This is a genomic window from Sphingobacterium faecium (genome assembly GCF_003054045.1).
Classification (GTDB): domain Bacteria; phylum Bacteroidota; class Bacteroidia; order Sphingobacteriales; family Sphingobacteriaceae; genus Sphingobacterium; species Sphingobacterium faecium.
On record NZ_QBKH01000003.1, the window covers coordinates 664,977 to 691,960 of the forward strand.

The window sequence follows — 26,984 nt, forward strand, 5'->3', positions numbered from 1 at the left end:
TATATGAACAAGAGCTGCATAGATTAAGATGCAGCTCTTGTTGTGTTATTATTTTTTTTCTTATAACGGTCTGATCCAGATGTTTCGAAAGTTAACTAAATCTCCATGATCCTGTAAAACAATCGGTCCAGGACCATGAACTAACGTTTTGGGCAAGCCGATATATTCTGTAGTACCTTCAATTTGTGTGTTGTATTGTACTACCACTCCGTTATGGAGCAATGTTACCATACCTTTCTTGATCAAAACACCATCTACATTAAAACGTGGAGCTGTATATACAATATCATAGGTATGCCATTCTCCAGCTGGCTTAACAGCAGTCACAAGAGGAGGCTGCTGCTTGTATACGGAGCCCGCCTGACCGTTTACATAAGTTGGATTATTGTTGTTGTCCAAAACCTGAACTTCATAATGACCTTGTAAAAATATACCACTATTTCCACGTCCTTGCCCTTCTCCTTTAATCACTTCGGGACTTTTCCATTCGACATGTAATTGAAAATCTTCAAAGTTCTGCTTGGTTTGAATATCACCTGTATGCGGTGTCGATATTAATACAGCATCTTTGACTTGCCAAGGCGCCTGTTGGCTTGTATTTTTAGAACTCACCCATTGATTCAGATTAGAGCCATCGAAAAGAACAATAGCATCTGAAGGAGCTTTATTGGCAGCTGTGGTGACTGTCCGCAGAGTAGGCGTGTAAAATTCGGTATCTTCAGGTTTAAATTTGGTTTGAGCATAGGTTAACGTACTCATTAAACTCAAGCAAAAAAGACTGCTGATTTGAAATATTTTGTTCATACTGTAATAGATTGATTTTACGTAAATATAAATATAAGTATTCATGGATATAAATTAAAAAAGTTCAATGAATGATCATACTTTATTCAATCTCTATCCATTTTTTCTCAAAATAAAGCCGATGTGTAATTTTATTTTTAGAATTGGAGAGGCTAGCCTCAATAAAATCACCACTAGTCTTGATATAGTGTAACGTCAAATTCTTTGACGCTAGGTCAGAACTATCATAATAAGCGCCTAAAGGAAAATTAAATGGATTGTCTTTCACATCATCAGTAAAGATCGAAAATAGAAACAAACGTTTGGAGTTTGTGTTCGGTTGATCAAAACCAAATATCCGGTGATCCAGACGCATATTGGCGCCGATATGAATGGTGCTATCTCCAGCGCTCAGACGAACATAGGCCTTATTTACATCATCACCAGACTGGGAAACATTTTTCGCATTCGTTTTTTCGATAAGGTCTAGTTTTGATGGGGATTTAATTCGGGAACTGTAATTGACTTTAGCAGTATCTTGTTGTATAGCTGTGCTATCATATGCACTAAGCTGCTTTTTAGTTGTTCCTTCAGACTTATAACTGAAAAAACTCATCACTAATATCAGCATATAGGGTGTATTGTTCATATTTATAATCTATATCAATCATTAATATCTTTACTGACAGTTTAAAACTGTATCCAAATAAAAATAGTGTTTTTTAGCCGTGTATCCTCCATGTGTATCCACTTATTTTGAAATATAACGCTTTGTTACTACATCAACTTCAGATTGCTATTAATAACAAATGGTCAGGTCTTGAACATGAAACAATTCTTTTTAAGTTATCAAAGCAAATGTGGATTGTAGCAGACCATTTCTCCTCCTATAGTAGTTATCTTTTTTAGAATCTCCTGTACGTTATTTTTTTACTGGAATCGCTCAATAATAAATAGGAATGAGAAAATAACCTTTACAAGTTAACGTCATTTTTTATTGCTGGGATAGTAAATTTATGAATGGCTATTGGGATCGATCTTATATATTTTTATGTATCTATATCATAGTGGATTAAGTTGGTGTGAGTCGGTCTTTTAGTTTAGAAATTGGGTAAAAAACAAAAGGTTTTCAAACGGGGAGAATGAAAACCTTTATAACCAATTATAAACCTAAATTATGATGATACAAATATAGTGTTATTTATACACTAAGTCAAATCTTTTTTCAATATTTTTTTAAATAATATTTTTCCAGGTCTATTTCAATATCTTCTCTAAGCGATGAAGCGCCGTTTAATCAATTTGTACCGATGTTTTGCCTTGATATTCGTTTCTTTTTTATTTCTTTGTATTACTGCATCGGGATATCCATTGTACGGTTTCCATTTTATGGGGTAATGTGTTCGAACTCATTTTATAGTTTAAGACGCATCTTATGTCAAAATTGAACATGTAAATGGTTAGGTTATCCGAACCGAACAGATTGTGCAATCTTTTACTTCGCTATATATTACAGAGACTGGAGTATGGATTGTTTTAAAGAGAATTGATGATGAAGACATTAAAAGATTTAATAAATAAGGAAGAGTTTGGTTGGGGATTGGTAAAATCGTGGATGAAAGACTCAAAGAATAACTTTGAGATTTTACCAAAAAATCCCAAACGTGCAGATGAGGAATTATTGCGTCTACAGATATCAACAAAATCTCCAGTAGCTGCCATCGTATTTGAGACAGGAGGTATTCTAATTGACCATGGCTGGTTGCGCATCTTGGGATCTGGTTCCAACAAACTGAATAGGGGTATCATGGAATGGAATAAAGGAAAAACCTATAGCAACGAAGGGGAGAAGGGAGGTTTTTTACTGATTGCAGATGATGTTATCGGTGGATATTTTGCTATCAATGCAGGAGAGTTGGGTGAGGATATTGGTCAGATATATTATTTTGCTCCACATACGTCAAGTTGGGAAAGTTTATCCTGTGGTTATTCTGATTTTATTAACTGGTCATTGAATGGTGATTTAGATTTGTTTTATCAAGCCTATAAATGGGAGTCATGGAAGGATGATATGGCTAACGTTAATGGCAGTGATGTGTATTCAGATTGGAGTGCTGAGGGGCGAACCCGTCATCAAAGCAACAATAGAAAATGGGTTTCCACAGAAGAGCGAGTAAAACTAGCATTGCAAGCCGTGTAATGGATAACAAAAGATGTATTCAGTTTTTGTTTTAAATATCCATATTCTATATTATTTTTAAATGTAAGATGATGGTTTACCATTTCTTTTCTGCAATTTATCAAGCAATCTGAAGACAAATGAATCAATCCTCCTGATATGGAGAAAGGAATTTATTAGGGCTTGAAAAAAATGGATTTATAGTAAAAAACAAAAGGTTTTCAAACGGGGAGAATGAAAACCTTTATAACCAATTATAAACCTAAATTATGATGATACAAATATAGTGTTATTTTTACACTAAGCAAAAGTTTTTTTTATTTTTTTGCGATCGCCATTATTTTTTTTAAAACGGCTATTTTAATTGATTTATAGATATCATACAGCAAATAAGGCATTTTTAAAATCGTACTATTTATGATTAAAAGAATAGAAATCCCTTCTTCGGATAAAAAATTGAATTCAACCTTAGATCAAGAATATTGGAATTCAAAATGGCAAGGCAATCAGATCGGTTGGGATATTGGCTATGCTTCTCCAGCTATATGTGCCTATATGGATCAATACCCAAATAAAGAAGCTCAGATCCTGATTGCGGGTTGCGGCAATGCCCACGAAGCGGTGTATTTACTTGAACATAATTTTAAGCATATAACTTTAATTGATTTTGCTCCTGAGGCCATAAAACGGGTAAAGGCAAAGTTTGCGGATCAAACGGCAGTAAACGTACTCTGTACTGATTTTTTTGAACATGAAGGGCAATATGACCTGCTGTTGGAGCAAACTTTTTTTTGTGCTATTGCACCAGAGCGACGCGCTGAATATGTGCAGAAAGTATCCTCCTTACTTAGACCAAATGGAAGGATGGTCGGTGTTCTTTTTGATCAATTGTTAGATGAGCCTGGTCCACCATTTGGAGGAGATCTCATGATCTATCAACAACTATTTACTCCCAACTTTATCTTACAGACGATGGAAAAGTGTTATAATAGCATAAAACCAAGGATAGGTAAAGAGGTTTTTATTAATTTTTTGAAGCGAGAAGATGTTAATAGCAACGAACTATCAGGGTTTTCTTCCATATAGTAAAAGTCGTTTAAAGGAATATATAGCAGGAAATGTAGTGAATTTTAGTTCAATACGCTTTTTATATTCCGTAATAAATTCTTCCTTTTGATCTCCCTTCAATCTATCTACGTAGGGAATTAAGGCAGATCCAGATATAAAGTCCAATAAATCTTGCGCATGCTCTGCTATGATTGGGTATACCTTTTGAATGATTTGCATATGGATCAGTCCAGCATGAAACATGATGGTTGCATATTCATCTATGCTCAACAGTGGTGATTCTCTTTTCCATCCGTTTAAGTAACTTTTAAAAGGCTGTTCATCGACCAGTTCCAATAAGAGTTGGTTTAAGACATTATCTGATTGCATAGGCATTTGGATAGCCATTTGACCGTGCGGATTCAGTAGAGCTATAAGTTTTGGAAATAGTTTATCATGCTGATTGGACCATTGTAGAGCAGCATTACTGAATATCAGATCCCACTTTTGTTTACTTTCCAACACATCTTCAGTCGTAGCCTGCTTAAAGGATAATCTTTCCTGCACAAATTGCTTTGACTCAGCGAGCATCTCCTCAGATGAATCAACACCTACAAATTGTGCATTTTTCAATTGGTTAGCTAAAATAAATGTCTGCTCGCCAGTACCACAACCGATGTCGATCGCATTTTGATGTTGTTCAGGTGTTATGAAGCTCATTAAATCATAAAATGGTTGATATCGGATATCTTTAAACTGATTATAAATTTCTGGATTCCAGTTCATGCTTGTTGATGTATATATGTAAGGGATGATATGAACAATAAATGTACTTCAATTCTTGTTATGCCTATCTACATCAGATATAGTGGTGAAGTAAATAGGCAACATATTAACGGTTTTAGTGAATCTTTTGTTTGAAATACTCCAAAATTGATGTTGTATTTTTTTGAAATCGAGAAATAACCTGAATTGTATGTGAATTTTGTATAGGTTTGATTTATAGCTATTTATTATTTTTAAGATTGTTAATTATGACAATATGTCTATTTAAATAGTTTAAAGTAGACATATTGTCAATATATTTTACACTTTTTCATTTTGGTATAGGAATTGAAATACTCCTGTAAATTGGTTAATAAAGTAACATATAAATATTAAAAGGAGGATAAAAAAATGGCATTAATTAAATTTCCAACAAAAAGTTTGAATACAGATTCTGTAAATCCATTTGTAAGTACAGTATTTGATAATTTGTTTAATGATTCTTTTATTTCAGATCGATTAATCTCTCGCGTTCCTGCAGTTAATATTTCTGAAACAGAAAAGGCTTTTCGTATTGAGTTAGCTGCTCCGGGATTGTCTAAGTCAGATTTTAAGATCAATGTAGATAAAAAAATTATCACGATTTCTGCAGATAAAAAAGAAGAATCTGTTAGTGATGAGAAATTATTTAGTAAAAGAGAGTTCAATTACACCTCTTTTTCAAGATCATTTGCATTGCCAGAAACGGTAGATCATAGTAATATTGATGCAACGTATGAAGATGGTGTTTTAATTTTATCGGTAGGTAAGAAAGAAGATTCAATTGTTGCAAAAAGGTTAATAGAAGTTAAGTAATAGGTGTTTATTAAAAAAAAGCTTGTAGGATTTATCCTACAAGCTTTTTTTATGCACTGATTTCTTCATAATCTTCTGATTTAGGAATTTTCGCAATGAAATGGCTCCATTCATCTGGAATTGGAGTCAATTTTCTTTTTTCTAAATCTAACCAAGCCCCATCTACAATTACGGTAGCGCTTTTAGTACCATCTGCCTTAAAAACAAGATGTCGAAATGAAAAACGACTATTTGCCACGTTATATTTCGTCAGCTCAACTTCAACATATATTTCTTCGTCAAGATGAATTTCTCGGTGATAGATCAGCTCCTCTCTAAATAAAATTGGACCAATTTGATGGATCGCAAATTGGTTTAGTGACAATCCTATACCATTTAGCATATTGCTTCTAGCTTGAGCACAAAAATCTGCATAAGCAGAATGGCGTAAGTGTCGATTGGGATCGATCTGAGCCCATAGCACCTGACCTTTAAAAAATACGTTATCCATATGATGATATTTTTGATTTAAACTAAAGTAGTGAATAAAATAATATTATTTTCACTGTCGTATTGTAACATTTAGAGAAATACTGCACTAATCTTATATATTTAATTTTTTAAGGCAAAGAGTCTAAACAGTTAATGGTAAAGCCAGACGAACAACAATTTTTGAAACAAATAGAAAAGAATAAAGGTGCTATCATCAAAGTGTCTCGTATGTATATGGACAATTTGGAGGACCAGCAAGATTTATTTCAAGAAATTGTTATGCAATTATGGCGATCGTATGGTTCTTTCAGAAAAGAAAGTTTGTTCTCTACCTGGTTGTATCGTGTGGCCATCAATACGGCTCTCATGTACTTCAAGAAAGAAAAAAGAAGACCAGATCAACAGGAGCTGACTATAGATATTGATGTCGTGGATGAGTTTGATAACGAGAAAAAAGAAGAGCAGTTACGTTATTTTTATCAAGCTGTCCAGCATATCAATCCAGTAGAAAAAGCATTGATTTTTCTTTTTTTGGAAGGTCAGAGCCATCGGGAGATTGCTGTGAATCTTGGTATCTCTGAAGTAAATGCACGTGTTAAATTGAATAGAACAAAAGAAAAGTTGCAGCAGATTATTAAAACACAAGGTTATGAATTTTGATGAATTAAAAGAACAATGGAATAATCAAACCGAAAATAATTTCGAGGTTGATCCAAATCTTAGTCACTATAAATCAGTGGGAAGTATTCTTGTGAAATTAAGGAGGAATATAAAGATGGAATTTATATCCTGGTTATGTGCGATTATTTTTTTACTGGTATTACCTAATTTGGAAGTTTACCAGATTACGGGATATGTGAAAGTAGCCTACTATTCTATCTTATTACAAATGTGTTTATCCAGCATGTTTTATTATAAAAAGTTTTTCTATTTCTATAAATCGACCAAACAGTTTGAACTCTTAAGTTCTCGGGAAAATTTGCTGAAATTGTATTACGATTTAAAATTTTCTATCGAAACCTATAAGATGTCATCTTACTTGTTGATGCCTCAAGGTATCCTCATCTGTTTCATTTTTTTCTCGCTTGGCCATTCGGCAGAGTGGATGGACAAAATTTATCACTTTGGTGAAACCTGGAAAAATGATTCCACCTTTATTATTTACTTCATCTTAGGGATTTTTGCAGGTTTAATTTCTTTAGTTATTTGCATTGAGTCCATGAGTTACTACTATTATGGTAAATATTTAAAGATGATCAAAAATAATATGGATGCTTTGGAAGAAGAGGCGGAACTTTAAAAAATATTTTTAACGAATGTATAGCTGATCATGTTGCAATAAATTAGATATGTAGGCAGGGTTTTTGTAACTTGAAGAACTTATCGAAGATGGTTTTATGATGCAGAATTCAGCTAAGAAATTACAACGAAGTTCCCATATCATTAGCGTGCTCGCGAAATATGGATTTCGTGATCTATTAAATAGACTTCCTTGGAATACGAATAAACCTTCCTTAGAAATAGGGGTTGATGTTGCCAACATCTCGGTTTACAGACGTATTCGAATGGCATTAGAAGAATTGGGCCCTGCATTTGTTAAATTGGGACAATCTGCTTCTACACGTGAAGGTTTACTACCTCAAGAACTGATTGAAGAGTTGCGATTCTTGGAAGATCGTGTCGACCCCTTTACCATTGATATCAAAAGTTATATAGCAGAAGAGTTGGAAATCAATTTTGATGAACACTTTTCAGATATCGATCCAGAACCCTTCGCTGCTGCTTCTATTTCACAAGTGTATAGAGCTAAGCTCATCGATGGACAGCATGTTGTCGTAAAAGTGAGAAGGCCTCAGGTTGATGAAGTCCTAAAAACAGACTTATCTCTCATGAGAGATATCGCCCGAATATTAGTAGGGTATAGTGAACCATTACATAATCTCAACTTGCCTTTGATCGTTGATTCCTTTGCCGCGACTTTGGTGCAGGAAATTTCGTTATTGAACGAACGGTACAATATTGAACGATTTGCTAAAAATTTTAAGGGCAATGATAAAATTAAAGTTCCAAAAGTATACCCTAAAATAAGTTCCGATCGCATTTTAACAATGGAATTTATGGATGGTGTGAAAGTGACCGATAAGGAAAAATTGAAGTCAATGGGATTAGATCTGGAAGAGATCGTGGATAATGGTATCAATCTTTATTTGGAACAAGTGATTGTACATGGTTTTTTCCATGGAGATCCTCATCCCGGTAACTTAATGGTGCTCCCCAATGGAAAACTGGCCTTTATTGATTTTGGAAATATGGGCAAATTGTTGTCCATCGACCGGCAAAACTTAGAAGAATTTATTCAAGCTGCGGTTTCTTCCAATGCCGTCCATCTCGCTGACACCATAGAAGATGTTGCTATCGTAAGTAGTATTCCCGATCGTGCTCGTTTTGAACGGTCTTTATATGAAATTTTTGATCTTATTGATAATGTTTCGTTAGGCGATATTAGTCTAGAGTTTTTATTTGATAAATTATGGGCGATCATAGGTGATAACCGGCTTTATTTTCCAGAATACATCTATCAATTAATCCGTGGTATATCATTGATGGAGGGCATCGGTCGCCAGCTCAATCCGCATCTAAATATCATGAAAAGTATCAAGCCATTTGCCAGCCGTATTATGCGGGAGCGGATGGATCCGAGGTACTTGTTCGAAAAAGGAAAAAATAAAGCCTTTTCATTTGTTCGTGATATTGAAAAATTACCGGACGATCTCAGAAGTTTATTTAGACAGATCAAACTCGGTAATTTCACCCTCAACCATCACTTGATCAGTGCCAAGTCATTTACGCAGATATTGAGAAAGGGAGTCAATCGCATCGTCATCGGGATCATGGTCTTGTCACTCAATATGCTTGCTGGAATGGTTATAATAGCACATGTCGAACCCAAATTTTTAGGAATTCCCATTTGGGCGTGGGTCTTTTTGGCAACTTCTTTTTCCCTGTCTATTTATTTATTTGTCGCTATGGTACGCGCTAAAAATCGAGATTAGTTTTTATAGGTTTAAAACAGAAAAATGAGATGATAGATATCAATTTAGAAAATAAAAAAGCATTAGTTGGAGCCAGTTCTGGAGGAATAGGCTGTGCTATTGCGCAACAGCTCGCCTTACATGGCGCTTCGGTCACCCTAATGGCTAGAAATGAAGATAAATTAAAAATAGCACTCGCCACCTTAGATCGGAGTAGGGGACAGACACATCGTTATCTTGTTGTTGATTTTAATAATTTCGAAGAATATAAGATCGCCATATCTCATTATTTTAATGATCATGTGGTTGATATTTTAATCAATAATACCAATGGACCAAAAGCAGGTACCATTGCTGCACAATCCTTAGAAGACTACCAGCGTGCGTTTGATCTTTTGTTTAAAACACACTGTTACACCACCGAGTTAGCATTGCCCCATATGAAAAATCAGGGATTTGGTCGTATTATCAATGTATCCTCATTGACGGTAAAAGAACCCATGTCTAATCTGGTTTTGTCCAATACAGTCCGTACAGCATTGATGAGTTGGAGTAAATCATTAGCGAAGGATGTCGCGGCAGATCATATTACCGTGAATAGCATATTGACAGGTCTTTTTGATACCGCACGTATTCAGTCATTGACCCAGATGGATGCCGACAGTCTCCATATTACGTATGATGAAGCTTTGGCTTTGCGGTTGAAACAAGTACCGATGAATCGATTGGGTAAACCAGAAGAGTATGGTTACCTCGTAGCTTTTATCTGTTCTCAATATGCCAATTATCTCACCGGATCAAATATCCCTTTAGACGGAGGGATGTTAAATGGCTTTTAAAAAGAAACAGCGCTTAAGAAATTACTTAAGCGCTGTTTCTTTTTAAAAATTATGTTTTAATTCAATACCAGTTCGGTATTGACAGTAATTTCTACATTTGCAGATACAGCTTCTACTCCCGATGGTAATTTGTCATTATATTTCATTCCAAAATCAAAGCGGTTTATAGTTGCTTTTGCTGTAAAACCAGCTCTTGTTTTACCCCAAGGATCCGTGATGATTCCGCCATTTTGAGTGACATCAAAAGTTACTTTTTTAGTCACATCTCTGATGGTCAGATCAGCTACTAATATATATTTTCCCTTTTTACCCGGTTTAAAAGAAACAGATTTCAATTTCATGGCTGGATATTTTTCTGCATTGAAAAAATCATCTGATTTCAAATGACCATCACGCGCATCGACACGTGTATTGATGCTGTTGACATCAATAGTGAAATCTATTTTCGCGTTATCAAAGTTTTCTTTGGTAGGAGCATCGATTGAACCCGATACTTTTGTAAACTCTCCGTCAACAAAGCTTATCCCTAAGTGATTGACATCAAATCTTGCGTTTGTGTGTGCTGGATCTGCTGTCCATTTAACCTGTGCTACGGCGCCATTAATCATTAAGGCTGCAGCTGCTACAATTTTGAAAAAATTATTCATGATCTTTCTTTTTATCTATTTAACAGCAAGGTTGTATAAAATGTTTTATAATCCACAAACCAGCTGTTTGATTTACTTGAGCAAAGATCAGTAAATGATTGCTGTAAAAAATTGACCTACATCAATAAATAAGCTTATTTGTTAGGTTTGAGAATTTGTCTTTTCAATCGGCTTAGGAACTCTTGTGTTACACCAATGTAGGAGGCCAGTTGTAAGCTTGATATTCTAGGGTATATTTTAGGGTAGCGATTAATAAAATCCAGATAACGCTCTTGCGCTGTAAACCCCAATGCCGCGATGATGCGATGTTGAGAGGCAACCTGAGCCCGTTGTGCCATGATGCGAAATAGACGTTCTACCTGCGTGCAGTTAAGAAAAAGTTGTTCCTTTTGTTCTCTGGAGATGATGAATACTTCAGAGTCTTCTAATGCTTGAATGTATAACTGAGCAGGTTCCTGCTCATTAAAACTCGCAATGTCTGAAATCCACCATTCTTCAATGGCAAAATATAAAATATGTTCTTCGCCATTAGGTGTTAAATAAAAAATCTTAAAGCAACCTTTTTTTACAAAGCCTTCAAAATTACAAATCTCTCCGGCACGGAGAATAAAACTCTTTTTCTTGACTTGAGTCAAGGTATAGCTGGAGGTGATCTGTTCGAGCTGTTCCTCAGTAACGGATATTCTTTTTTTTATATAGGATTTGAAAATTTCCATGGGATGATGAAGTCTGCAATAATCTTAGTCCAGTACCTTAATAAAAGAAATTTCTTCTAAGGTATCCGAAACTCCAAAAATTTGGTAACCGTGGCGGCGTAAAGAATCTAATAATGATTTCGTTTTCTCCATTCCATTATCAAAAAACCGTTCGTGAATTTCCAGTAAAATTTGTTTGACTTCAATGGATGAATCTAATATACTATCGATCACGCAATATTCAGATCCTTCAATATCCATTTTTAGGACATCGATATACGTATGGTTATTTTCTAAAGCGATATCGACTATTGATTTCATCTGTACTTCTACCATGTTATGCTCATCTACATTGGGATGATTGATGATAGAGCCAGATACATGCTCTTTATTTTTCGGTAAATTGAAATGTGTTATTCCAGTTTTATTATCTAAGCCCACCGGGTGAAAATGAAATTTTGGAGATAAATCTGTTCGTTGCGCAATCCATTCTATGGATTTCGGAGTAGGATCATAGCCAAATACATGACAATTGTGTTTTTGTATAAGGGTATCGTCAAAAGAAGTATCTTGCCCTATTCCAAAGGAATAAATGATCGAGTCAGCATGTAATAGTTCGGGATTAACGTAAAATCCGCCATACGAATTGCCGTACCATACATGAGGGCATTTATGCTCAATTTTAAAGGATGTTATTTTTCCGGTAAGTATTTTATACTGCTTCTTTAACGTATTGATCAGGCTTGGCCTCATATAATTTCTATCTTTAATGGTGCTTGTAAGTTACGATAAAAATTAATTTTAAATGAAATCGAAATTTAATTTACAGCGTTAGATGACCAATTTTAATTATTTTATCTGATGCTGCCAGTCCGTTGGGATTACAACCTAATTCTCCTTCAGGTACTTCTAATCCCTGCTTCTGATAGAAATCTTTCCAAAAATCATCTATTTTACCTGTGGATGGGTTGATAAAGGTCATAGGTTCTAATTGGAAAATATGCGCGTGGCGAAAAGCCCGTTCAATAAAATCGGAACAGTATAAGCTGCTGTCATTCAAGATGTAACTCCAATTATAAGGCTTTCCTAGCATCAGTTTTGCTGCAGTAATAGTCTTCGGTATCGTGCTTTGATACTCCTCCTTAAGGCGGTATACCACTAGGTTATTCTGATCCTTTTTTTGAGTCTGGTTGAAACTTTTAATTCCTTCACGGATAGATCCTTTTTTGGAACTTGCATGTAAAACAAACAAATTGCCTTGATCATATTCGATAATTCCAATATGATCAAAAGAACTATTTGTATCACGCTGGGTGACACGATTGATAGCACCTGATAAATGCTCTTGCTCGGCTTCGACAAAAATTAAATCTCCATTTCTTAGGTTTTTAAGTTTCACGTTTTGAGCGAAACCAGATGTGCTGATCAGGATCAATAAAATGCCTAAAACTAAAGCGGGTATTTTCATGGTATAAATGTACGAGCTATTTTGATAGAAATAGATTCATTACCTAAAAATAAGTATCTAATGATAGAATCTTTGTATCTTTGCAAGATGGGAAAAATGTACAATGATGTGGTGGAGTTATTACCCGAATTGATTCATTGCTTCAATAATCATTTGATGTTTGATAGCTTAGAAGAAGAAGATGTGATATCTTTTCTTCCGATCGAAGATGAGGAGGTTGCAAGAGAATTTGTAGCACACACCAATAAAGTATTAGCCGATCATTTTGAAGTCGAAGATGGTGAATTGTGTTATCCAGAGGATAGTTATCGGGATAAGATTGATAATCCTATTTTATTTTGGAAAGATTATCTAGGTTGTTTTTTCAATTTTGAATTGGTCGAGGATTTATTAGAGCGAGAAGATATTAAAGGGACTAGTTTTGGAACATTCCGGATCACTCAAATTGCCTATATCAATGAGGTGAACAAACGCATTAAAAAAAGACGTTTGAATGGAATCAATCTGGAATATCGGGTGATACCGACTCCTTTGGATAGTCATAAACATTGGAATCGTACTTACGATAAGGAATGTTAATTTTTAGGGTGTCAGGGAAGTGAGATTGTACCCAAAGGGTTCAGCAATTTTATTATTTCCGCATCTTGATTGGATACGGATGTCAGCTAAAAGTAGAGGCATAGCGTATACAATTTATTGTGAACAGCTCTATTTAAGTATCTTTATACTAAACTCAATTGAAATGAAATATATTTTTTTCGGATTGTCAATCTCGATATTGATGAGCTGTTCCGAAGCTAATCAAGATAAGCCATTAGAGCAATTGGATAAGAAATCAGCGCGGGAAGTTGTTTTGGTTACAGAGACAAAAGGTGATTCTGTTTTACATATCACTAAGCAGCATATTTGGTTTAATGGTGAAAAGATTGCGGACAAAAGTGATACCATCATCACAGCTAAACGTGTCAATACTTGGAGTGTGGGAGATACAGCTCAAACATTGAGTGAAGTACCCATCTATGTAACTGTTCAATAAATATGAGAAAAAAAGCATCTTCAACGATCAAGTTGGTCCTGATTACTTCCGTATTGGCTTCATGTGGGCAGCCTGTTGCACCAGCAGAGGAAGCGAAGCAACGCGTCTTTATGCGTGCTGATTCTACAGCACCTTATACTGAAGTAACCAAAGATTACCGCGATCAGCACCGTACAGGAGGAGGGATGGGGTCATCACTTTTATGGTTTATGGCTTTTAGACATATTGGTGCTGGTCTGGGCTATTCAAATAACAATCTGAATCCAAGTTCTGTATCGGGAACCAATGCGAAGAAAGCGGCTGCATATCAAGCAAAAAGAGGCGGATTTGGCAATACTGCAGCTTCATCTAAGTCATCTTCTTTCGGTTCATAATGAAAGTAAAAAAGCTCATCATTGATCCCAATTGGAAATCCAGATTGACAGCTATTGGATATGGTTATCATACGGACAACGATGAACCCTATTGGATCGATGATTATTATTATGAGATTACCAATAGCGAAGCGGATACCATTTATCAAGCAACTACAGAAGTCTGGGACATGTGTCTAAAAGCTGTTGAACACGTTATTGCCAATAAGCTATATCATCTATTTCATATCCCCGGTCATATGGTACACCATATCGAACAATCGTGGGAAAATGAATCTCCCTCGATTTATGGTCGCTTTGATTTTGCATACGACTCGGTCAAACGAAAATTGAAGCTGTTGGAATTTAATGCCGATACACCAACCTCTTTATTTGAGTGTGGAATCGTCCAATGGAACTGGAAAAATCATTATTTTTCTGAATCCACCGATCAGTTCAACAGCGTACATGAGCAGCTTATAGCGAGCTGGAAAGAGATCAAACCCTATCTAAAAGGAGATGTTCTTTACTTTTCATGTGCGAAAGAAACACTAGAGGATTTGACCAATGTTGAATATTTGAGGGATACCGCTATTCAGGCAGGTATACAGACACAATTGATTTATATCGATGATATTGGTTGGAATGGTCATGCTTTTATAGATTTGGAGGGTGAATCGATTACCTCTATTTTTAAGTTATATCCCTGGGAGTGGATGGTTCATGAAGAGTTTGGCCATCATATCGTGAATGATATCCATAGAACGCAGTGGATAGAACCATCATGGAAAATGATCCTTTCCAATAAAGCTATTCTTCCTATTTTATGGGAGTTGTTTCCGCATCATCCCAACTTATTGGCTGCTTATTTTGAACCTCAAAGAATGCTTAAAAACTACATCAAAAAACCGATCTTATCGAGAGAAGGTGCCAATATTGATCTCTACTATGATAAGGAACTGATCTATGCGACGCCAGGGGATTATGGACAGGAAGGTTATATTTATCAAGAACTAGCTACTTTACACAAAGAAGAATCTGGTTTTTCTATCATAGGAAGTTGGATTATTGGGCAAGAACCCTGTGGAATCAGTTTTAGGGAGTCTACGATGCCCATCACAACGGATAAAAGTCGATTTGTACCACATATCATCAAGCATTAAAAGTATTTAATAGCAATAAAATAAATATCCCCCTTTATTTATTTTTTCTGATCACTTAAGATTTTCTCGTACTCTTCAAAACGATGCGCTCTTATGGGTCTCACATAAGGTTCTGTATTGAAATATAGTAAAAGGCAGGGCGCTATCTGTTTATACTTGTCCACATACTCATACTTGATGAGTTCACCATTGTTAATTCGCTGTTTAATCTTATTGTGATAAGGATACATTCTCTTTTACTTCGATCAGGAGTACAATATACTGGATCTAATTGATATGAGAGGAATGGGATGTCAAAAATGATAAAAAACAAAACGAATGATGATTTGTTCTAGTCATATACCAATAAGAAAGGAAAATATTATGAACCTTATTCACAAAATTGAACATTGGGGGGATACCCATCATCCCAGATGGATAGATTACCTCCGGATAATAGTTGGTTTTTTGATCCTAATAAAAGGACTGAGCTTTGTTAGCGATCTTGATCGTGTCAGTTCCTTGGTGCAGCAAGTGAATTATACCTTATATATTTGGGGAGGAGTACATTATATCGTCTTTGCTCAAATTGTTGGAGGTCTGTTTATTGTTTTTGGATTTCAAACCCGATTAGCTGCAATAGTATTGCTGCCCATTTTGTTTGGGGCTGTTTTCTTTGTTAATTTAACCAATGGCTTAAGCTTTTTAAATGGAGAACTTTGGTTATCCATTGTTGTCTTGCTTATGCTCATCCTTTTTCTGGTTATGGGGTCTGGTAAATATTCTTTAGATAGTTTGATGAATAAGCCGGGGTATAGCAGAAGAATTTAATTGTACAGCTCAAGTTTAACCAGTATACTAAATACACTTTTTAGTGTCCTATGGTAATAAAAAAAACTCCTGCAATTATTTTGCAGGAGTTTTTTTATGAAGCTATACGCTGTAATTTATTTTTTATTTTCTGCGATCCAGTTACGGGCATTAACAAAAGCCTCGATCCATGGTGTGACCTGATCTTGGCGTCCTTTTGGATAGTTAGCCCAGTTCCATTGGAAAGTAGAACGCTCAATATGTGGCATAGTGACCAAGTGGCGACCCGTTTTGTCACAAAGCATTGCTGTGTTATAATCAGAGTCATTCGGGTTTGCCGGATATGCTTCATAAGCGTATTTTGCTACGATATGGTATGCTGACTCCTCCTGAGGCAAATTGAATTTTCCCTCTCCGTGTGAAATCCATACACCTAACGTTGTACCCGCTAGTGTAGATAACATAATGGAGTTATTTTCTTCAACAGTTACCGATAGGAAATTAGATTCATGCTTCTGTGAAGTATTATGAATCAATTTACCATGAACATCATGTTCAGGATTGATGAGTTCTAACTCCATAAACAATTGACATCCATTACAGATACCCACCGACATGGTGTCAGGGCGTTTAAAGAAGTTCTCTAAAGCTGTTTTCGCTTTTTCATTGTATAAAAATGCACCAGCCCAGCCTTTAGCTGACCCTAAGACATCAGAATTAGAGAATCCACCAACAGCACCGATAAATTGGATATCCTCAAGTGTCTCACGACCAGTAATTAAATCAGTCATGTGGACATCTTTTACGTCAAATCCAGCTAAGAACATGGCATTAGCCATTTCACGTTCAGAATTGGAGCCTTTCTCACGGATGATAGCCGCCTTAGGTCTAGGCTTTGATTGGTCTATGGCAGGTTTCAATCCTGTGAAGTGATTCGGGAATACAAAATTCAATGGTTGATTTTTGTAATTGTTATAACGCTCTTGTGCCGTTCCATTTTTAGATTGTTTTGAATCCAATAGGAAAGAAGTTTTATACCAAGTATCACGTGTTTCGATTACATTGAAAGTAAACGTATCCGTATTATTTTTGAAGGAAACTTCCGTGCCAGCGATCGCTTCACCAATTTTCACCGCTTCAACTCCAGCTGCCGTCAATGTGCTTTCGAAAATAGCATCATCTTTTGCTTGTAAAACAACAGCGATATTTTCATTAAACAACGCTTTTACCGTATCAGCCTCACCTAAACCTGACAAGTCATAATTTGCAGCTAAATCAACGTCGGCAAATGTCAATTCCAATAAAGTCGTGATCAAACCACCAGAACCAATATCATGACCTGCTTCAATTTGTCCTGCTTTAATTAGATCTTGGATCGTATTGAATGCCGTTTTAAAATATGCTCCATCTTGAATGGTTGGCACTTCTTTACCGATCTTGTTTAAGATCTGAGCAAATGAAGAACCCCCTAATTTGAAACTATCTTTTGATAGATTGATATAATAGATCGACCCCGCATTTTTGTTTAATACAGGTTCAATAACTTGTGTTATATCGGTACAATTACCAGCTGCAGAAACAATCAAAGTACCAGGCGCGATCACATGGTCGCCGTTCGGGTATTTTTGTTTCATCGATAGCGAATCTTTTCCAGTCGGGATATTGATGCCTAATTCTAAAGCAAAATCAGAACAAGCTTTTACAGCTTTATAAAGACGCGCATCTTCACCTTCATTGTTACAAGCCCACATCCAGTTCGCTGAAAGGGATACGCCTGCAAGACCATTTTTAATAGGAGCAAACACTAAGTTTGACAATGATTCGGCAATAGCCGTTCTACTTGCTGCTGCTGGGTCGATAATTGCTGCCACAGGAGAGTGCCCTACAGTAGTTGCTACACCTTCCTTGCCTTTATAATCTAAAGCCATTACACCTACGTTATTCAGTGGTAATTGCAATGGACCAACGCACTGTTGTTTAGCTACACGTCCACCAACACAGCGGTCAACTTTATTGGTTAACCAGTCTTTTGATGCCACTGCTTCCAGTTGTAGGACTTGATTTAAGTAGGTTGGAATATCTTCAGTACTGTAGTTTACATCTTCATAATTTCTGACAATTGTCTTGTCGTTCATGATTGTTTTTGGTGACGAACCAAAGAAATCTTCCAAGGCATAATCCATGGGCTTTTCACCCGTTGTCTTGGACTCAAAAGTGAAACGGTGATCACCCGTTACGTCACCAACAGTATACATAGGTGAACGCTCACGGTCTGCAACACGTTTTAATGTTTCGATATCTTTTTCACCAATAACCAAACCCATTCTTTCCTGAGATTCGTTACCGATGATTTCTTTTGCTGAAAGGGTAGGGTCACCTACAGGTAAAGCATCCAAATCAATTAAACCTCCAGTTTCTTCTACAAGTTCTGACAGACAGTTTAAGTGACCACCTGCACCATGATCGTGAATGGATACAATTGGATTATGATCAGACTCCACCATACCACGAACAGCATTTGCGGCACGCTTTTGCATTTCTGGGTTTGAACGTTGAATCGCATTTAATTCAATACCCGAACCGAAAGCTCCTGTATCTGCCGAAGAAACTGCTGCTCCACCCATACCGATACGGTAATTTTCACCACCAAGAATAACAATTTTGTCACCAACTTTTGGGGTATGTTTCTTAGCCTGATCCAATTTGCCATAACCAATACCACCAGCCTGCATGATTACTTTATCAAAACCTAACTTACGAGCATCTTCTTCATGTTCGAATGTTAACACCGAACCCGTAATCAAAGGCTGTCCAAATTTATTTCCAAAGTCGGATGCACCATTTGAGGCTTTGATTAAGATATCCATTGGAGTTTGGTACAGCCAAGGACGTTCTTCCATCGCTTGCTCCCACGGACGATTTTCTTCCAAACGAGAGTATGATGTCATGTAGATGGCTGTTCCTGCTAACGGTAACGAACCTTGACCACCAGCTAAACGGTCGCGGATTTCACCTCCAGAACCTGTTGCAGCACCAGCGAATGGTTCTACGGTCGTTGGAAAATTATGGGTTTCAGCTTTTACGGAAAGCACAGAATCAAATTCTTTTTCGGTATAAAAATCAGGCTTATCTGCCGATTGAGGTGCAAATTGTGTGATACGAGGACCTTTAACAAAAGCAACGTTGTCTTTATATGCCGAAACGATTTCATTAGGATTTGTTTCGGATGTTTTCTTAATCAATTTGAACAGTGAGGTCGGTTGTTCTTCTCCATCGATAATAAATGTACCGTTGAATATTTTGTGACGACAATGTTCGGAGTTTGCTTGTGAGAAAGCAAATACTTCTGAATCGGTTAACTTACGATCTAATTTTATTGCTAAGTCCGAAAGATATTGAACTTCTTCAGGGTTTAAAGAAAGACCTTCTTGCTTATTATACGCATCGATGTCCTCAATTTCTAAAATAGATTCAGGAGCAATGTTGATGGTATACATTTCTTGTGTCAATGACTCATATTTTTGAGAAATCATTGGGTCGAAATCATTATAATCAGCTTGTACTTTTCGGAATTCCTCGATTCGAATGATCCCTTCAATACCCATGTTTTGGGTGATCTCCACGGCGTTAGTACTCCAAGGAGTAATCATAGCTGCACGAGGACCAACATAATAATCGTTTAGTGTTTCTTTTTCGATTTTGTTAGCGTTTCCAAATAGCCAGTTTAGTTTAGAGATATCATTGGTAGATAAATCTTGTAGGGTTTGCACACCGTAAACGATGTCGCTTGGGTTCACAAAGAAATGAATCATTATAACTGTAAGTTTTGAACGTTCTTCAAATTAAAGTACAAATTTACGTTAATCCTTTGACTTATCGGGAATCAAAAGTGCTAAATAATCGTAAAATTTATTTTTCTTATACAGGGATCTTATTTTCTCTTAAACTTGACCTATTCGACTGGTAAATATGTTAACTAATTTTAGGTGTTTGCATGGTGAAATCAGGGAAATATACCCTTCATTATGTATGAATTTATACTATAAAAGTGAAATTAATCCAATTGATCGACTACAAAAACTCACAAAGGCTGAGGCAAAAACGATAAATTTGACTTGATAACACTGCAATTATATTGCGAATCAGATCAAATTTATCTAAGTTTGTGCGTAAAATCAGATTCTAAAATGAATATTTCATATAAGTGGCTTAAAGATCATATTGATATCGATACCAAACCAGAGGAGTTATCTTTAATTCTAACGAACGTTGGGTTAGAGGTAGAGGTTCTAGATGTGGTACAAAGTATACCCGGAGGATTAGCGGGATTGGTCATCGGCGAAGTGAAATCTTGTGAACAACACCCCAATGCAGATAAATTGAAAGTAACGACGGTTGATGTCGGTCAAGCAGATTTATTACACATTGTGTGTGGTGCTCCAAACGTTGCAGTAGGTCAAAAAGTGATTGTCGCAACTGTTGGTTCCACTGTTCACCCAACAAGTGGCGAGCCCTTTAAAATCAATAAATCAAAAATTCGTGGTGAAGTTTCTGAAGGAATGCTTTGTGGTGAAGATGAAGTTGGCTTGGGCAATTCACATGCCGGCATCGTCGAGTTGCCATTGGATGCTCAGGTAGGTACACTTGTTAAGGATTTTTATCATATAGAGGACGACTATCGTTATGAAATTGGCTTAACACCAAATCGTGCAGATGCAGCTTCACACCTTGGAGTGGCTCGTGATATTGCCGCTTTCTATAGAAAAGAAATGAAAGCTTCTGATCTTTCTTTATTTAAAGAAGGAACAGGGATCAACACGGAGGTTGTTGTCGAAAATCATGCCGGAAGTCCACGTTACTCAGGTATCAATATCTCAGGAGTACAAGTAAAAGAATCCCCTGATTGGTTAAAGGAACGTTTGAATGTCATCGGTATCCGTCCGATTAACAATATTGTAGATGTTACGAATTTCATCTTGCATGATCTTGGACAACCTTTACATGCCTTTGATCAGGATAAGATCGCAGGTAATCAAATCGTTGTGCGACAAGCAAAACAAGATGAGCTATTCACGACATTGGACGCTGTAGAGCGCAAACTATCCGCAGAAGATCTCGTTATTGCCGATGCTGAAAAGCCCATGTGTATTGCCGGTGTTTTTGGTGGTGCTCATTCGGGTGTGTCGGAGTCTACGACAAATATATTTTTAGAGTCCGCCTATTTTAATGCTGTTTCTATTCGTAAAACAGCAAAACGTCATCAATTAAAAACAGATTCTTCATTCCGATATGAAAGAGGAACAGATCCGAATATTACTGTAAATGCACTCAAAAAAGCAGCTATATTAATTCAAGAAGTGGCCGGCGGACATATTAGTTCCCAGATCACGGATCTTTATCCATCTGAAATTAAGCCGTTTGCTTTCCACGTAAGCTACCATAATGTGCGTCGATTGATCGGCCAAGATATTCCAGATGAGGAGATTAGGTCAATTATAGTAGCATTGGGTATCGGTATAGAGCAAGAATCAACGGATGGTTTGGATGTTTTAGTTCCAGCTTACCGTGTAGATGTTACTCGTGAAGTGGATGTTATCGAAGAAGTATTGCGTATTTATGGATATAATAATGTGGAATTAAAACCACAGATCAAATCTTCCTTAAATACCTCTGAAAAGCCAGATAAAGAAGTTGTTTTAAATCAATTGGCAGATCTGTTAATTGCTAACGGTTTCAGAGAGACCCTTTCAAACTCATTAACAAAGCTAGATTACGCAGATGACGAAGCTACAGCTGTTCGTCTATGCAATCCGCTAAGTTCAGATTTGGATACCATGCGTCAAAACATGTTGTTTTCTGCTTTGACAACGGTTTCATACAATCAAAAAAGAAGAAATTCGGATCTAAAAATCTTTGAATTTGGAAAGACTTATGCGATTGATGGTGAAGGGTACAAAGAAAAGCAGCATTTGTCTATTGCTATCAGTGGTAAACTGGAAGTGGAGCAATGGAACAACAGCAAGCAATCTGTTAATTTTTATAATCTCAAAGCGGTCGTTGATCTAATCTTAAAAAGATTAAAAATAGAGGGACTTCAATTGCAGGATGCGCCTACAGATCATTATGCATATGGGTTAAGCTACTTGAAAGGTACAAAAGCACTGGTGACATTTGGTGCGGTATCCACTGCAGCATTGACAAAAGCGGATGTAGAAGGACAGGTGTTTTTTGCGGATTTTGATTGGGATCAACTCTTGAAGATTATTCGTAAAAATGTCATCAAATTTAAAGAAGTATCTAAGTTTCCTGCTGTTAAACGTGATCTATCGTTGTTAATTGATGAAGCCGTTACCTTTAAGCAACTGGAAACAATAGCGTATAAGACCGAGCGTAAACTGTTGAAAGAAGTAAAAGTATTTGATGTTTATAAAGGAGATAAAATTCCTGAAGGCAAAAAATCTTATGCTTTAAGTTTTATTATAGAAGATGATGAAAAAACTTTAATGGACAAACAAATTGACGCAATAGTTCAAAAATTAATTCTTAACTTTGAGAAAGAAGTAAGCGCAGAAGTGCGTGGTTAATTTGAATAATCGGATTTAATTGTATAAATTTAATATATGGCAGCATTATCTTCACAAATGAATATTATCGTTGAGAAAACGAAAAATTTAATTCAAATGTGCGAAGTCTTGCAAGAAGAGAATGATTTACTTAAATTAGAGGTTCAATCACTTCAAGTTGCTTTTAATACGTGTAGCGACAAGAACAAACAAATGGAAGAACAGATGAAAGCAATGGCAGTTGCTCGTTCTTTAGATAGTTCTGAAGCTGACAAAGATGCAATTAATGAAAAAATACTTGACACAAAGCAAAAAATTAACGATTTTGTGCGAGAAATAGACAAATGTATTAGTTTGTTGAAGTAAGTCGATCTAGAAGTAGAGGGGACAACTTACTAATACAACGTAAAGCTCAAATAACAATGGGAGAGATTTCCATCAAAATAAATATCGCTGATAGAGTGTATCCGCTTCGTGTAGATACAGCAGAGGAGGAGATTATCCGCCATGCAGCGAAATTGATTAATGAAAAAGTAAAAGAGTTACAGGATAGTTATACTGTTCGTGATAAGCAAGATTTATTGTCGATGTGTGTACTCCAATATGCAACAGGAATGTTGAAAGCGGAGCGACAGGTGCAGACACAGGATCAGGGTTTAGAGCAATCGGTTCATGAACTGGATCAACTATTATCTAATTTCTTTACAAAATAATCGTTCTTTATAGCGCTTTACTAAACGAATTTGCCGCAATTGAATTCGGGTTGTCACTATTTTAAACTTAACGCTTCAATATTACAGGCGAAAAGATGTAGGTCATTTTGCGTAAGCCATCTGGACCATGATCATAGCCTAATTATGTATATTAGAAGTTTAATAATATTAGATACCCTTATTTAATTGCGGTTTTTTTTTGAAAATTATAAATAAATAAACTACATATAAACAATTAATAAATACATGGACATCGCAATTTATATCATACTTTCTCTGATTGTTGGTATTGCAATAGGCCGTTATCTTTTAGCTCTTTTGTTTACTAAACAAACACAAGAAGCTCAAGAAAAGGTGAAAAGCATTATAAAAGAAGCCGATCAAGAAGCAGAACATCTGAAAAAGAAAAAACTTTTAGAAGCAAAAGAAAAGTTTCTACAGTTGAAATCAGAACATGAAAAAGAGGTCAGCCAACGCAATAATACCATTAGTCAAAAGGAAAATACCTTACGTCAGAAAGAACAATCTGTTAATCAAAAACTTGAAAACTTAAATCGTGAAAAACAAGAACTAGACGCTACACGTAAGCAACTTGATAAGCTTGTTGAAGTCAATGAAAGTAAGTCAGAGGAAGTAGAGCAGATCAAATTACAACATATCAAGCAATTGGAAGGTATTGCTGGAGTTACCGCTGAAGAAGCTAAAAATCAATTAGTAGACTCCTTACGTGAGGAAGCTCGTTCACAAGCTATTAGTCAAATTAAAGATATCGTTGACGAAGCTAAACTGACGGCAACGAAAGAAGCGAAGAAGGTGGTTATTCAGACCATACAGCGTACAGCAACTGAATCTGCAATTGAAAACACCGTTTCTATTTTTAACATTGAAAATGATGAAATTAAAGGACGTATTATCGGACGTGAAGGACGTAATATCCGCGCTTTAGAAGCAGCAACTGGTGTTGAGATCATTGTAGACGATACACCTGAAGCCATTATTTTATCTGGTTTTGATCCTGTGCGTCGCGAAATCGCACGTTTAGCTTTACATCGTTTGGTGACTGATGGACGTATCCACCCTGCACGTATCGAAGAAGTAGTCGCAAAAACACGTACACAGATTGAAGATGAAATTGTCGAAATCGGTGAGCGCACCGCTATTGACTTAGGTATTCATGGTTTACACCCGGAATTGATCCGTATGGTAGGCCGTATGCGTTACCGTTCTTCTTATGGACAGAACTTGTTACAACACTCGCGTGAAGTTGCAAATTTTGCTGCAACAATGGCAGCAGAATTAGGCTTGAATGTGAAGCATGCAAAACGTGCAGGTCTATTGCACGATATTGGTAAAGTGCCAGATGATAACCCGGAATTGCCACACGCAATTTTAGGGATGCAGTTAGCCGAAAAATATAAGGAGCATCCTGATGTGTGTAATGCAATCGGTGCTCACCATGATGAAGTGGAAATGACAGCGATGATTTCTCCAATTGTACAGGCTTGTGATGCGATCTCTGGAGCTCGTCCAGGAGCACGCCGTGAAGTGGTGGAAAGTTATATCAAGCGTTTAAAAGAATTGGAAGACCTAGCGTTATCTTATCCAGGAGTTGAAAAAACTTTTGCGATACAGGCTGGTCGTGAATTACGTGTTATTGTTGAAAGTGAGAAGATATCAGATGCGCAAGCAGAAATTCTAGCAGCTGATATTTCAAACAGAATCCAGACCGAGATGACGTATCCAGGTCAGATAAAAGTGACCGTGATTCGTGAAATCCGTTCTGTCGCCTATGCGAAATAATCCTGATTTTAACATATCAAGTATAAAAGCCTCAACAACGTTGAGGCTTTTGCTTTTAATAGCCTTTTAGGTCTATATTCAATTTTTATTTTTAGTATTTTTGCTGTATTATTTGACAAAAACTGTAATCTCGATTAGATGAAGAAAAAACAAGCTCCCGTACCAGAAGTCAAAAGACCCGTTGATCAATATTTTGAGCATTTAAATGCTAATTTTCAAGATCCTACCAATAGGATTATGCAAATTATATTTTTACCGTTATTTTTTTTCGGTTTAATGGGGATCATCTGGATGATTCCATTTCCACAATTTGATTTTTTAGTCAAACTGGGCTGGCACACCTTTTTGAATTGGGGATCTTTCTTTATTGCAGTTCTCATTTATTATTATTTAAAGCTTTCTCCCACCTTATCTTATGCCGTATTACTCTGCATTGGTATCATGAGCTATTTCATTGTACAACTCGAATATATAGAGCGTGATGGTGGTCCAGGTGTATTGTTGATTTCTAGTTTAATCACTTTAATTTCGCTAATCGTACTATGGGTAGGGAAGTCCAAGGAAAAAAATACGATTTCGTTGAAACAGTTTTGGTTGTTTCTGACTGTAGGGCCTATTTGGTTATGGCACTTTGCTTTTCAGAAGATCAAACTTAAATATTAAAGCTTTTTGCGATATCTTAAAAGCCTTTGTTTCGAAACAACAAGGCTTTTTTATGCAATTAGCATGTTAGGTATTCCTTTTACCCTAAAATTATTCAACTATATGCCTAACTTTTAGCCAACGAGCTGACTCAATACCTGTATTTGCGTATCTTGTATAATCAACACGCCCAAATTGTAGAGTTGCTTACTGGAATCAATTTGTTAGGGGACTTATTGAAGTTGGAATATAATCACTAGCTCCATTTTTTGTTCCTCTAAATCAGTTTGTATGGTGTGCACTTGACTTAAACGTTAACCGTCACTTATTAGCTCTGACAGGTCACGAATCTACTTTGCTCAACGATCCGCTCTATTAGTTAGCGTGCTAATTTGTTGAACATTAGATCGGCATAGTGAGAACAAACTCAGCTAGAGTAGGATCACTTCTTGCAAAGAAGCGATCACATCTTCCAAACAAGTGATCACATCTTCCAAACAAGTGATCGCTTCTTCCAAACAAGTGATCACTTTAACCCAAAGTGATCACTTGTTTGGAAGAAGAAGGTGCATCTTACCAAGAAGTGATCACTTGTGAGACAACATGGATGTAAATCTGATAGAGAAGCGATCACTTGTTGAGAACAAATAGGTACATCTTCTGGATAAGTGGTCATATGTTATAAATTTGTGATCACATCTTTACTAGATGGAGATGCTTCTTAGTAAGAAGTGTTTCAAACTTGACAACAAGTGATCCCTTTAGGATCATGCGATCATGAATCCTAAGAAAGAAGTAGGATTTTATTGAATAATAGTAAGGTTGTCTGAAATAAGTGATCCCTTCTTGAAAAGAAGGGATCACATTTTGGAAAGAAGTGATCTAATCTTTTCAAGTTGTGACTTCTCAAAACTAAGAAGTAGTCCCAGAAAGAGGTATAATAACTATGAAAACGGTCTTTATGATGTTTTAAGCGTGTTTCTCTATTCAGATATCTGATAATATCGGAGTTTACAAAATTACTGATTTTTGATTGTTGCGCTAACTTTTAAATGTCTTAAACGATTGTGATCTTGTTATCTAAAGTTTGATGAAGATCAGTGCCTATGCTATTTTATAGGGCAATAGCTGAACAAAAACTTTT

Annotated in this window: 27 protein-coding genes; 17 read left to right on the forward strand and 10 right to left on the reverse strand. The window is 36.3% G+C overall.

Features of this window, described 5'->3' with window-relative positions:
• Positions 1 to 60: 60 nt before the first annotated feature.
• Together C8N37_RS10940 and C8N37_RS10945 are read right to left on the reverse strand one after the other, a co-directional pair.
• Positions 61 to 804, reverse strand: a complete 744-nt coding sequence (locus C8N37_RS10940) for a 3-keto-disaccharide hydrolase (protein ID WP_045755517.1) — start codon at positions 802 to 804, stop codon at positions 61 to 63.
• Positions 805 to 886: 82 nt separating this feature from the next.
• A complete protein-coding gene (locus tag C8N37_RS10945) occupies positions 887 to 1,432 on the reverse strand; it encodes a hypothetical protein (RefSeq protein ID WP_108158922.1) in 546 nt (181 codons plus the stop codon).
• A 900-nt stretch (positions 1,433 to 2,332) separates the two neighbouring features.
• Here C8N37_RS10945 and C8N37_RS10950 point away from each other — a divergent pair.
• Positions 2,333 to 2,983, forward strand: coding sequence for a DUF2625 family protein (locus tag C8N37_RS10950; RefSeq protein WP_211322235.1), 651 nt, complete (start codon positions 2,333 to 2,335; stop codon positions 2,981 to 2,983).
• Between the two features lie 396 nt (positions 2,984 to 3,379).
• Positions 3,380 to 4,048, forward strand: a complete 669-nt coding sequence (locus C8N37_RS10955; protein ID WP_045754153.1) for a methyltransferase — start codon at positions 3,380 to 3,382, stop codon at positions 4,046 to 4,048.
• Here C8N37_RS10955 and C8N37_RS10960 read toward each other — a convergent pair.
• Positions 4,028 to 4,795, reverse strand: a complete 768-nt coding sequence (locus tag C8N37_RS10960) for a methyltransferase domain-containing protein (protein ID WP_045754154.1) — start codon at positions 4,793 to 4,795, stop codon at positions 4,028 to 4,030. The two genes, C8N37_RS10955 and C8N37_RS10960, sit on opposite strands and share 21 nt — an antisense overlap.
• Positions 4,796 to 5,185: 390 nt before the next feature.
• Between C8N37_RS10960 and C8N37_RS10965 the strand changes: the two genes are divergently transcribed.
• Complete coding sequence (locus tag C8N37_RS10965; RefSeq protein ID WP_045754155.1) at positions 5,186 to 5,629, forward strand: Hsp20/alpha crystallin family protein; 444 nt, start codon at positions 5,186 to 5,188, stop codon at positions 5,627 to 5,629.
• A 49-nt stretch (positions 5,630 to 5,678) separates the two neighbouring features.
• Here C8N37_RS10965 and C8N37_RS10970 read toward each other — a convergent pair whose 3' ends face one another.
• Entirely contained in the window at positions 5,679 to 6,119 is a 441-nt protein-coding gene (locus C8N37_RS10970) for an acyl-CoA thioesterase (protein ID WP_045754156.1), read from the reverse strand.
• Between the two features lie 134 nt (positions 6,120 to 6,253).
• On the opposite strand from C8N37_RS10970, the gene C8N37_RS10975 reads away from it, so the two are divergent.
• The 4 genes from C8N37_RS10975 to C8N37_RS10990 all read left to right on the forward strand — a co-directional run bounded on the left by C8N37_RS10975 (position 6,254) and on the right by C8N37_RS10990 (position 9,971).
• Complete coding sequence (locus tag C8N37_RS10975) at positions 6,254 to 6,760, forward strand: RNA polymerase sigma factor (RefSeq protein WP_108158924.1); 507 nt, start codon at positions 6,254 to 6,256, stop codon at positions 6,758 to 6,760.
• Complete coding sequence (locus tag C8N37_RS10980) at positions 6,750 to 7,400, forward strand: hypothetical protein (protein ID WP_108158925.1); 651 nt, start codon at positions 6,750 to 6,752, stop codon at positions 7,398 to 7,400. Before C8N37_RS10975 ends, C8N37_RS10980 begins: the two co-directional genes overlap by 11 nt.
• A 97-nt stretch (positions 7,401 to 7,497) precedes the next feature.
• Positions 7,498 to 9,153, forward strand: coding sequence for an ABC1 kinase family protein (locus C8N37_RS10985; RefSeq protein ID WP_108158926.1), 1,656 nt, complete (start codon positions 7,498 to 7,500; stop codon positions 9,151 to 9,153).
• A gap of 29 nt (positions 9,154 to 9,182) precedes the next feature.
• Entirely contained in the window at positions 9,183 to 9,971 is a 789-nt protein-coding gene (locus C8N37_RS10990) for an SDR family oxidoreductase (RefSeq protein ID WP_244914400.1), read from the forward strand.
• A 56-nt stretch (positions 9,972 to 10,027) separates the two neighbouring features.
• On the opposite strand, the gene C8N37_RS10995 is transcribed toward C8N37_RS10990, so the two are convergent.
• From C8N37_RS10995 to C8N37_RS11010, 4 genes are all read right to left on the reverse strand, one after another.
• Positions 10,028 to 10,618 (reverse strand): YceI family protein, encoded by a 591-nt coding sequence (locus C8N37_RS10995; RefSeq protein WP_052627610.1) that lies wholly within the window; start codon positions 10,616 to 10,618, stop codon positions 10,028 to 10,030.
• Between the two features lie 134 nt (positions 10,619 to 10,752).
• Entirely contained in the window at positions 10,753 to 11,334 is a 582-nt protein-coding gene (locus tag C8N37_RS11000; protein WP_045754160.1) for a Crp/Fnr family transcriptional regulator, read from the reverse strand.
• A 24-nt stretch (positions 11,335 to 11,358) separates the two neighbouring features.
• Positions 11,359 to 12,066 carry an FkbM family methyltransferase gene (locus tag C8N37_RS11005; protein WP_108158927.1) on the reverse strand — a complete coding sequence of 236 codons (708 nt, stop codon included), beginning with the start codon at positions 12,064 to 12,066 and terminating at the stop codon, positions 11,359 to 11,361.
• 70 nt (positions 12,067 to 12,136) lie between these two features.
• On the reverse strand, positions 12,137 to 12,781 hold the full coding sequence (locus C8N37_RS11010) for a YiiX/YebB-like N1pC/P60 family cysteine hydrolase (RefSeq protein WP_108158928.1): 645 nt from the start codon (positions 12,779 to 12,781) through the stop codon (positions 12,137 to 12,139).
• Between the two features lie 87 nt (positions 12,782 to 12,868).
• Between C8N37_RS11010 and C8N37_RS11015 the strand changes: the two genes are divergently transcribed.
• The 4 genes from C8N37_RS11015 to C8N37_RS11030 all read left to right on the forward strand — a co-directional run bounded on the left by C8N37_RS11015 (position 12,869) and on the right by C8N37_RS11030 (position 15,333).
• Positions 12,869 to 13,360 (forward strand): hypothetical protein, encoded by a 492-nt coding sequence (locus C8N37_RS11015; protein WP_108158929.1) that lies wholly within the window; start codon positions 12,869 to 12,871, stop codon positions 13,358 to 13,360.
• Between the two features lie 163 nt (positions 13,361 to 13,523).
• Entirely contained in the window at positions 13,524 to 13,817 is a 294-nt protein-coding gene (locus C8N37_RS11020; RefSeq protein WP_108158930.1) for a hypothetical protein, read from the forward strand.
• A gap of 2 nt (positions 13,818 to 13,819) precedes the next feature.
• Positions 13,820 to 14,191, forward strand: a complete 372-nt coding sequence (locus C8N37_RS11025) for a hypothetical protein (RefSeq protein ID WP_108158931.1) — start codon at positions 13,820 to 13,822, stop codon at positions 14,189 to 14,191.
• Entirely contained in the window at positions 14,191 to 15,333 is a 1,143-nt protein-coding gene (locus tag C8N37_RS11030; RefSeq protein ID WP_108158932.1) for a glutathionylspermidine synthase family protein, read from the forward strand. Before C8N37_RS11025 ends, C8N37_RS11030 begins: the two co-directional genes overlap by 1 nt.
• A 38-nt stretch (positions 15,334 to 15,371) precedes the next feature.
• Here C8N37_RS11030 and C8N37_RS11035 read toward each other — a convergent pair whose 3' ends face one another.
• Positions 15,372 to 15,563, reverse strand: coding sequence for a hypothetical protein (locus C8N37_RS11035; protein WP_108158933.1), 192 nt, complete (start codon positions 15,561 to 15,563; stop codon positions 15,372 to 15,374).
• Between the two features lie 133 nt (positions 15,564 to 15,696).
• On the opposite strand from C8N37_RS11035, the gene C8N37_RS11040 reads away from it, so the two are divergent.
• Entirely contained in the window at positions 15,697 to 16,143 is a 447-nt protein-coding gene (locus C8N37_RS11040; RefSeq protein WP_108158934.1) for a DoxX family protein, read from the forward strand.
• Positions 16,144 to 16,259: 116 nt separating this feature from the next.
• On the opposite strand, the gene purL is transcribed toward C8N37_RS11040, so the two are convergent.
• Positions 16,260 to 19,934, reverse strand: a complete 3,675-nt coding sequence (gene purL / locus C8N37_RS11045; RefSeq protein ID WP_108158935.1) for a phosphoribosylformylglycinamidine synthase — start codon at positions 19,932 to 19,934, stop codon at positions 16,260 to 16,262.
• 375 nt (positions 19,935 to 20,309) lie between these two features.
• On the opposite strand from purL, the gene pheT reads away from it, so the two are divergent.
• From pheT to C8N37_RS11070, 5 genes are all read left to right on the forward strand, one after another.
• Positions 20,310 to 22,706, forward strand: coding sequence for a phenylalanine--tRNA ligase subunit beta (gene pheT / locus C8N37_RS11050; protein WP_108158936.1), 2,397 nt, complete (start codon positions 20,310 to 20,312; stop codon positions 22,704 to 22,706).
• Between the two features lie 36 nt (positions 22,707 to 22,742).
• The gene (locus C8N37_RS11055) at positions 22,743 to 23,051 is read left to right on the forward strand and encodes a hypothetical protein (protein WP_045754170.1); all 309 of its coding nucleotides are present in this window, start codon (positions 22,743 to 22,745) and stop codon (positions 23,049 to 23,051) included.
• Positions 23,052 to 23,107: 56 nt separating this feature from the next.
• Positions 23,108 to 23,398 carry a cell division protein ZapA gene (locus C8N37_RS11060; protein ID WP_021191210.1) on the forward strand — a complete coding sequence of 97 codons (291 nt, stop codon included), beginning with the start codon at positions 23,108 to 23,110 and terminating at the stop codon, positions 23,396 to 23,398.
• 246 nt (positions 23,399 to 23,644) lie between these two features.
• Positions 23,645 to 25,198: a ribonuclease Y gene (gene rny / locus C8N37_RS11065; protein WP_108158937.1), complete on the forward strand. Its 1,554-nt coding sequence runs from the start codon at positions 23,645 to 23,647 to the stop codon at positions 25,196 to 25,198.
• A gap of 138 nt (positions 25,199 to 25,336) precedes the next feature.
• Positions 25,337 to 25,861, forward strand: a complete 525-nt coding sequence (locus tag C8N37_RS11070) for a DUF962 domain-containing protein (protein ID WP_108158938.1) — start codon at positions 25,337 to 25,339, stop codon at positions 25,859 to 25,861.
• Positions 25,862 to 26,984: the final 1,123 nt, after the last annotated feature.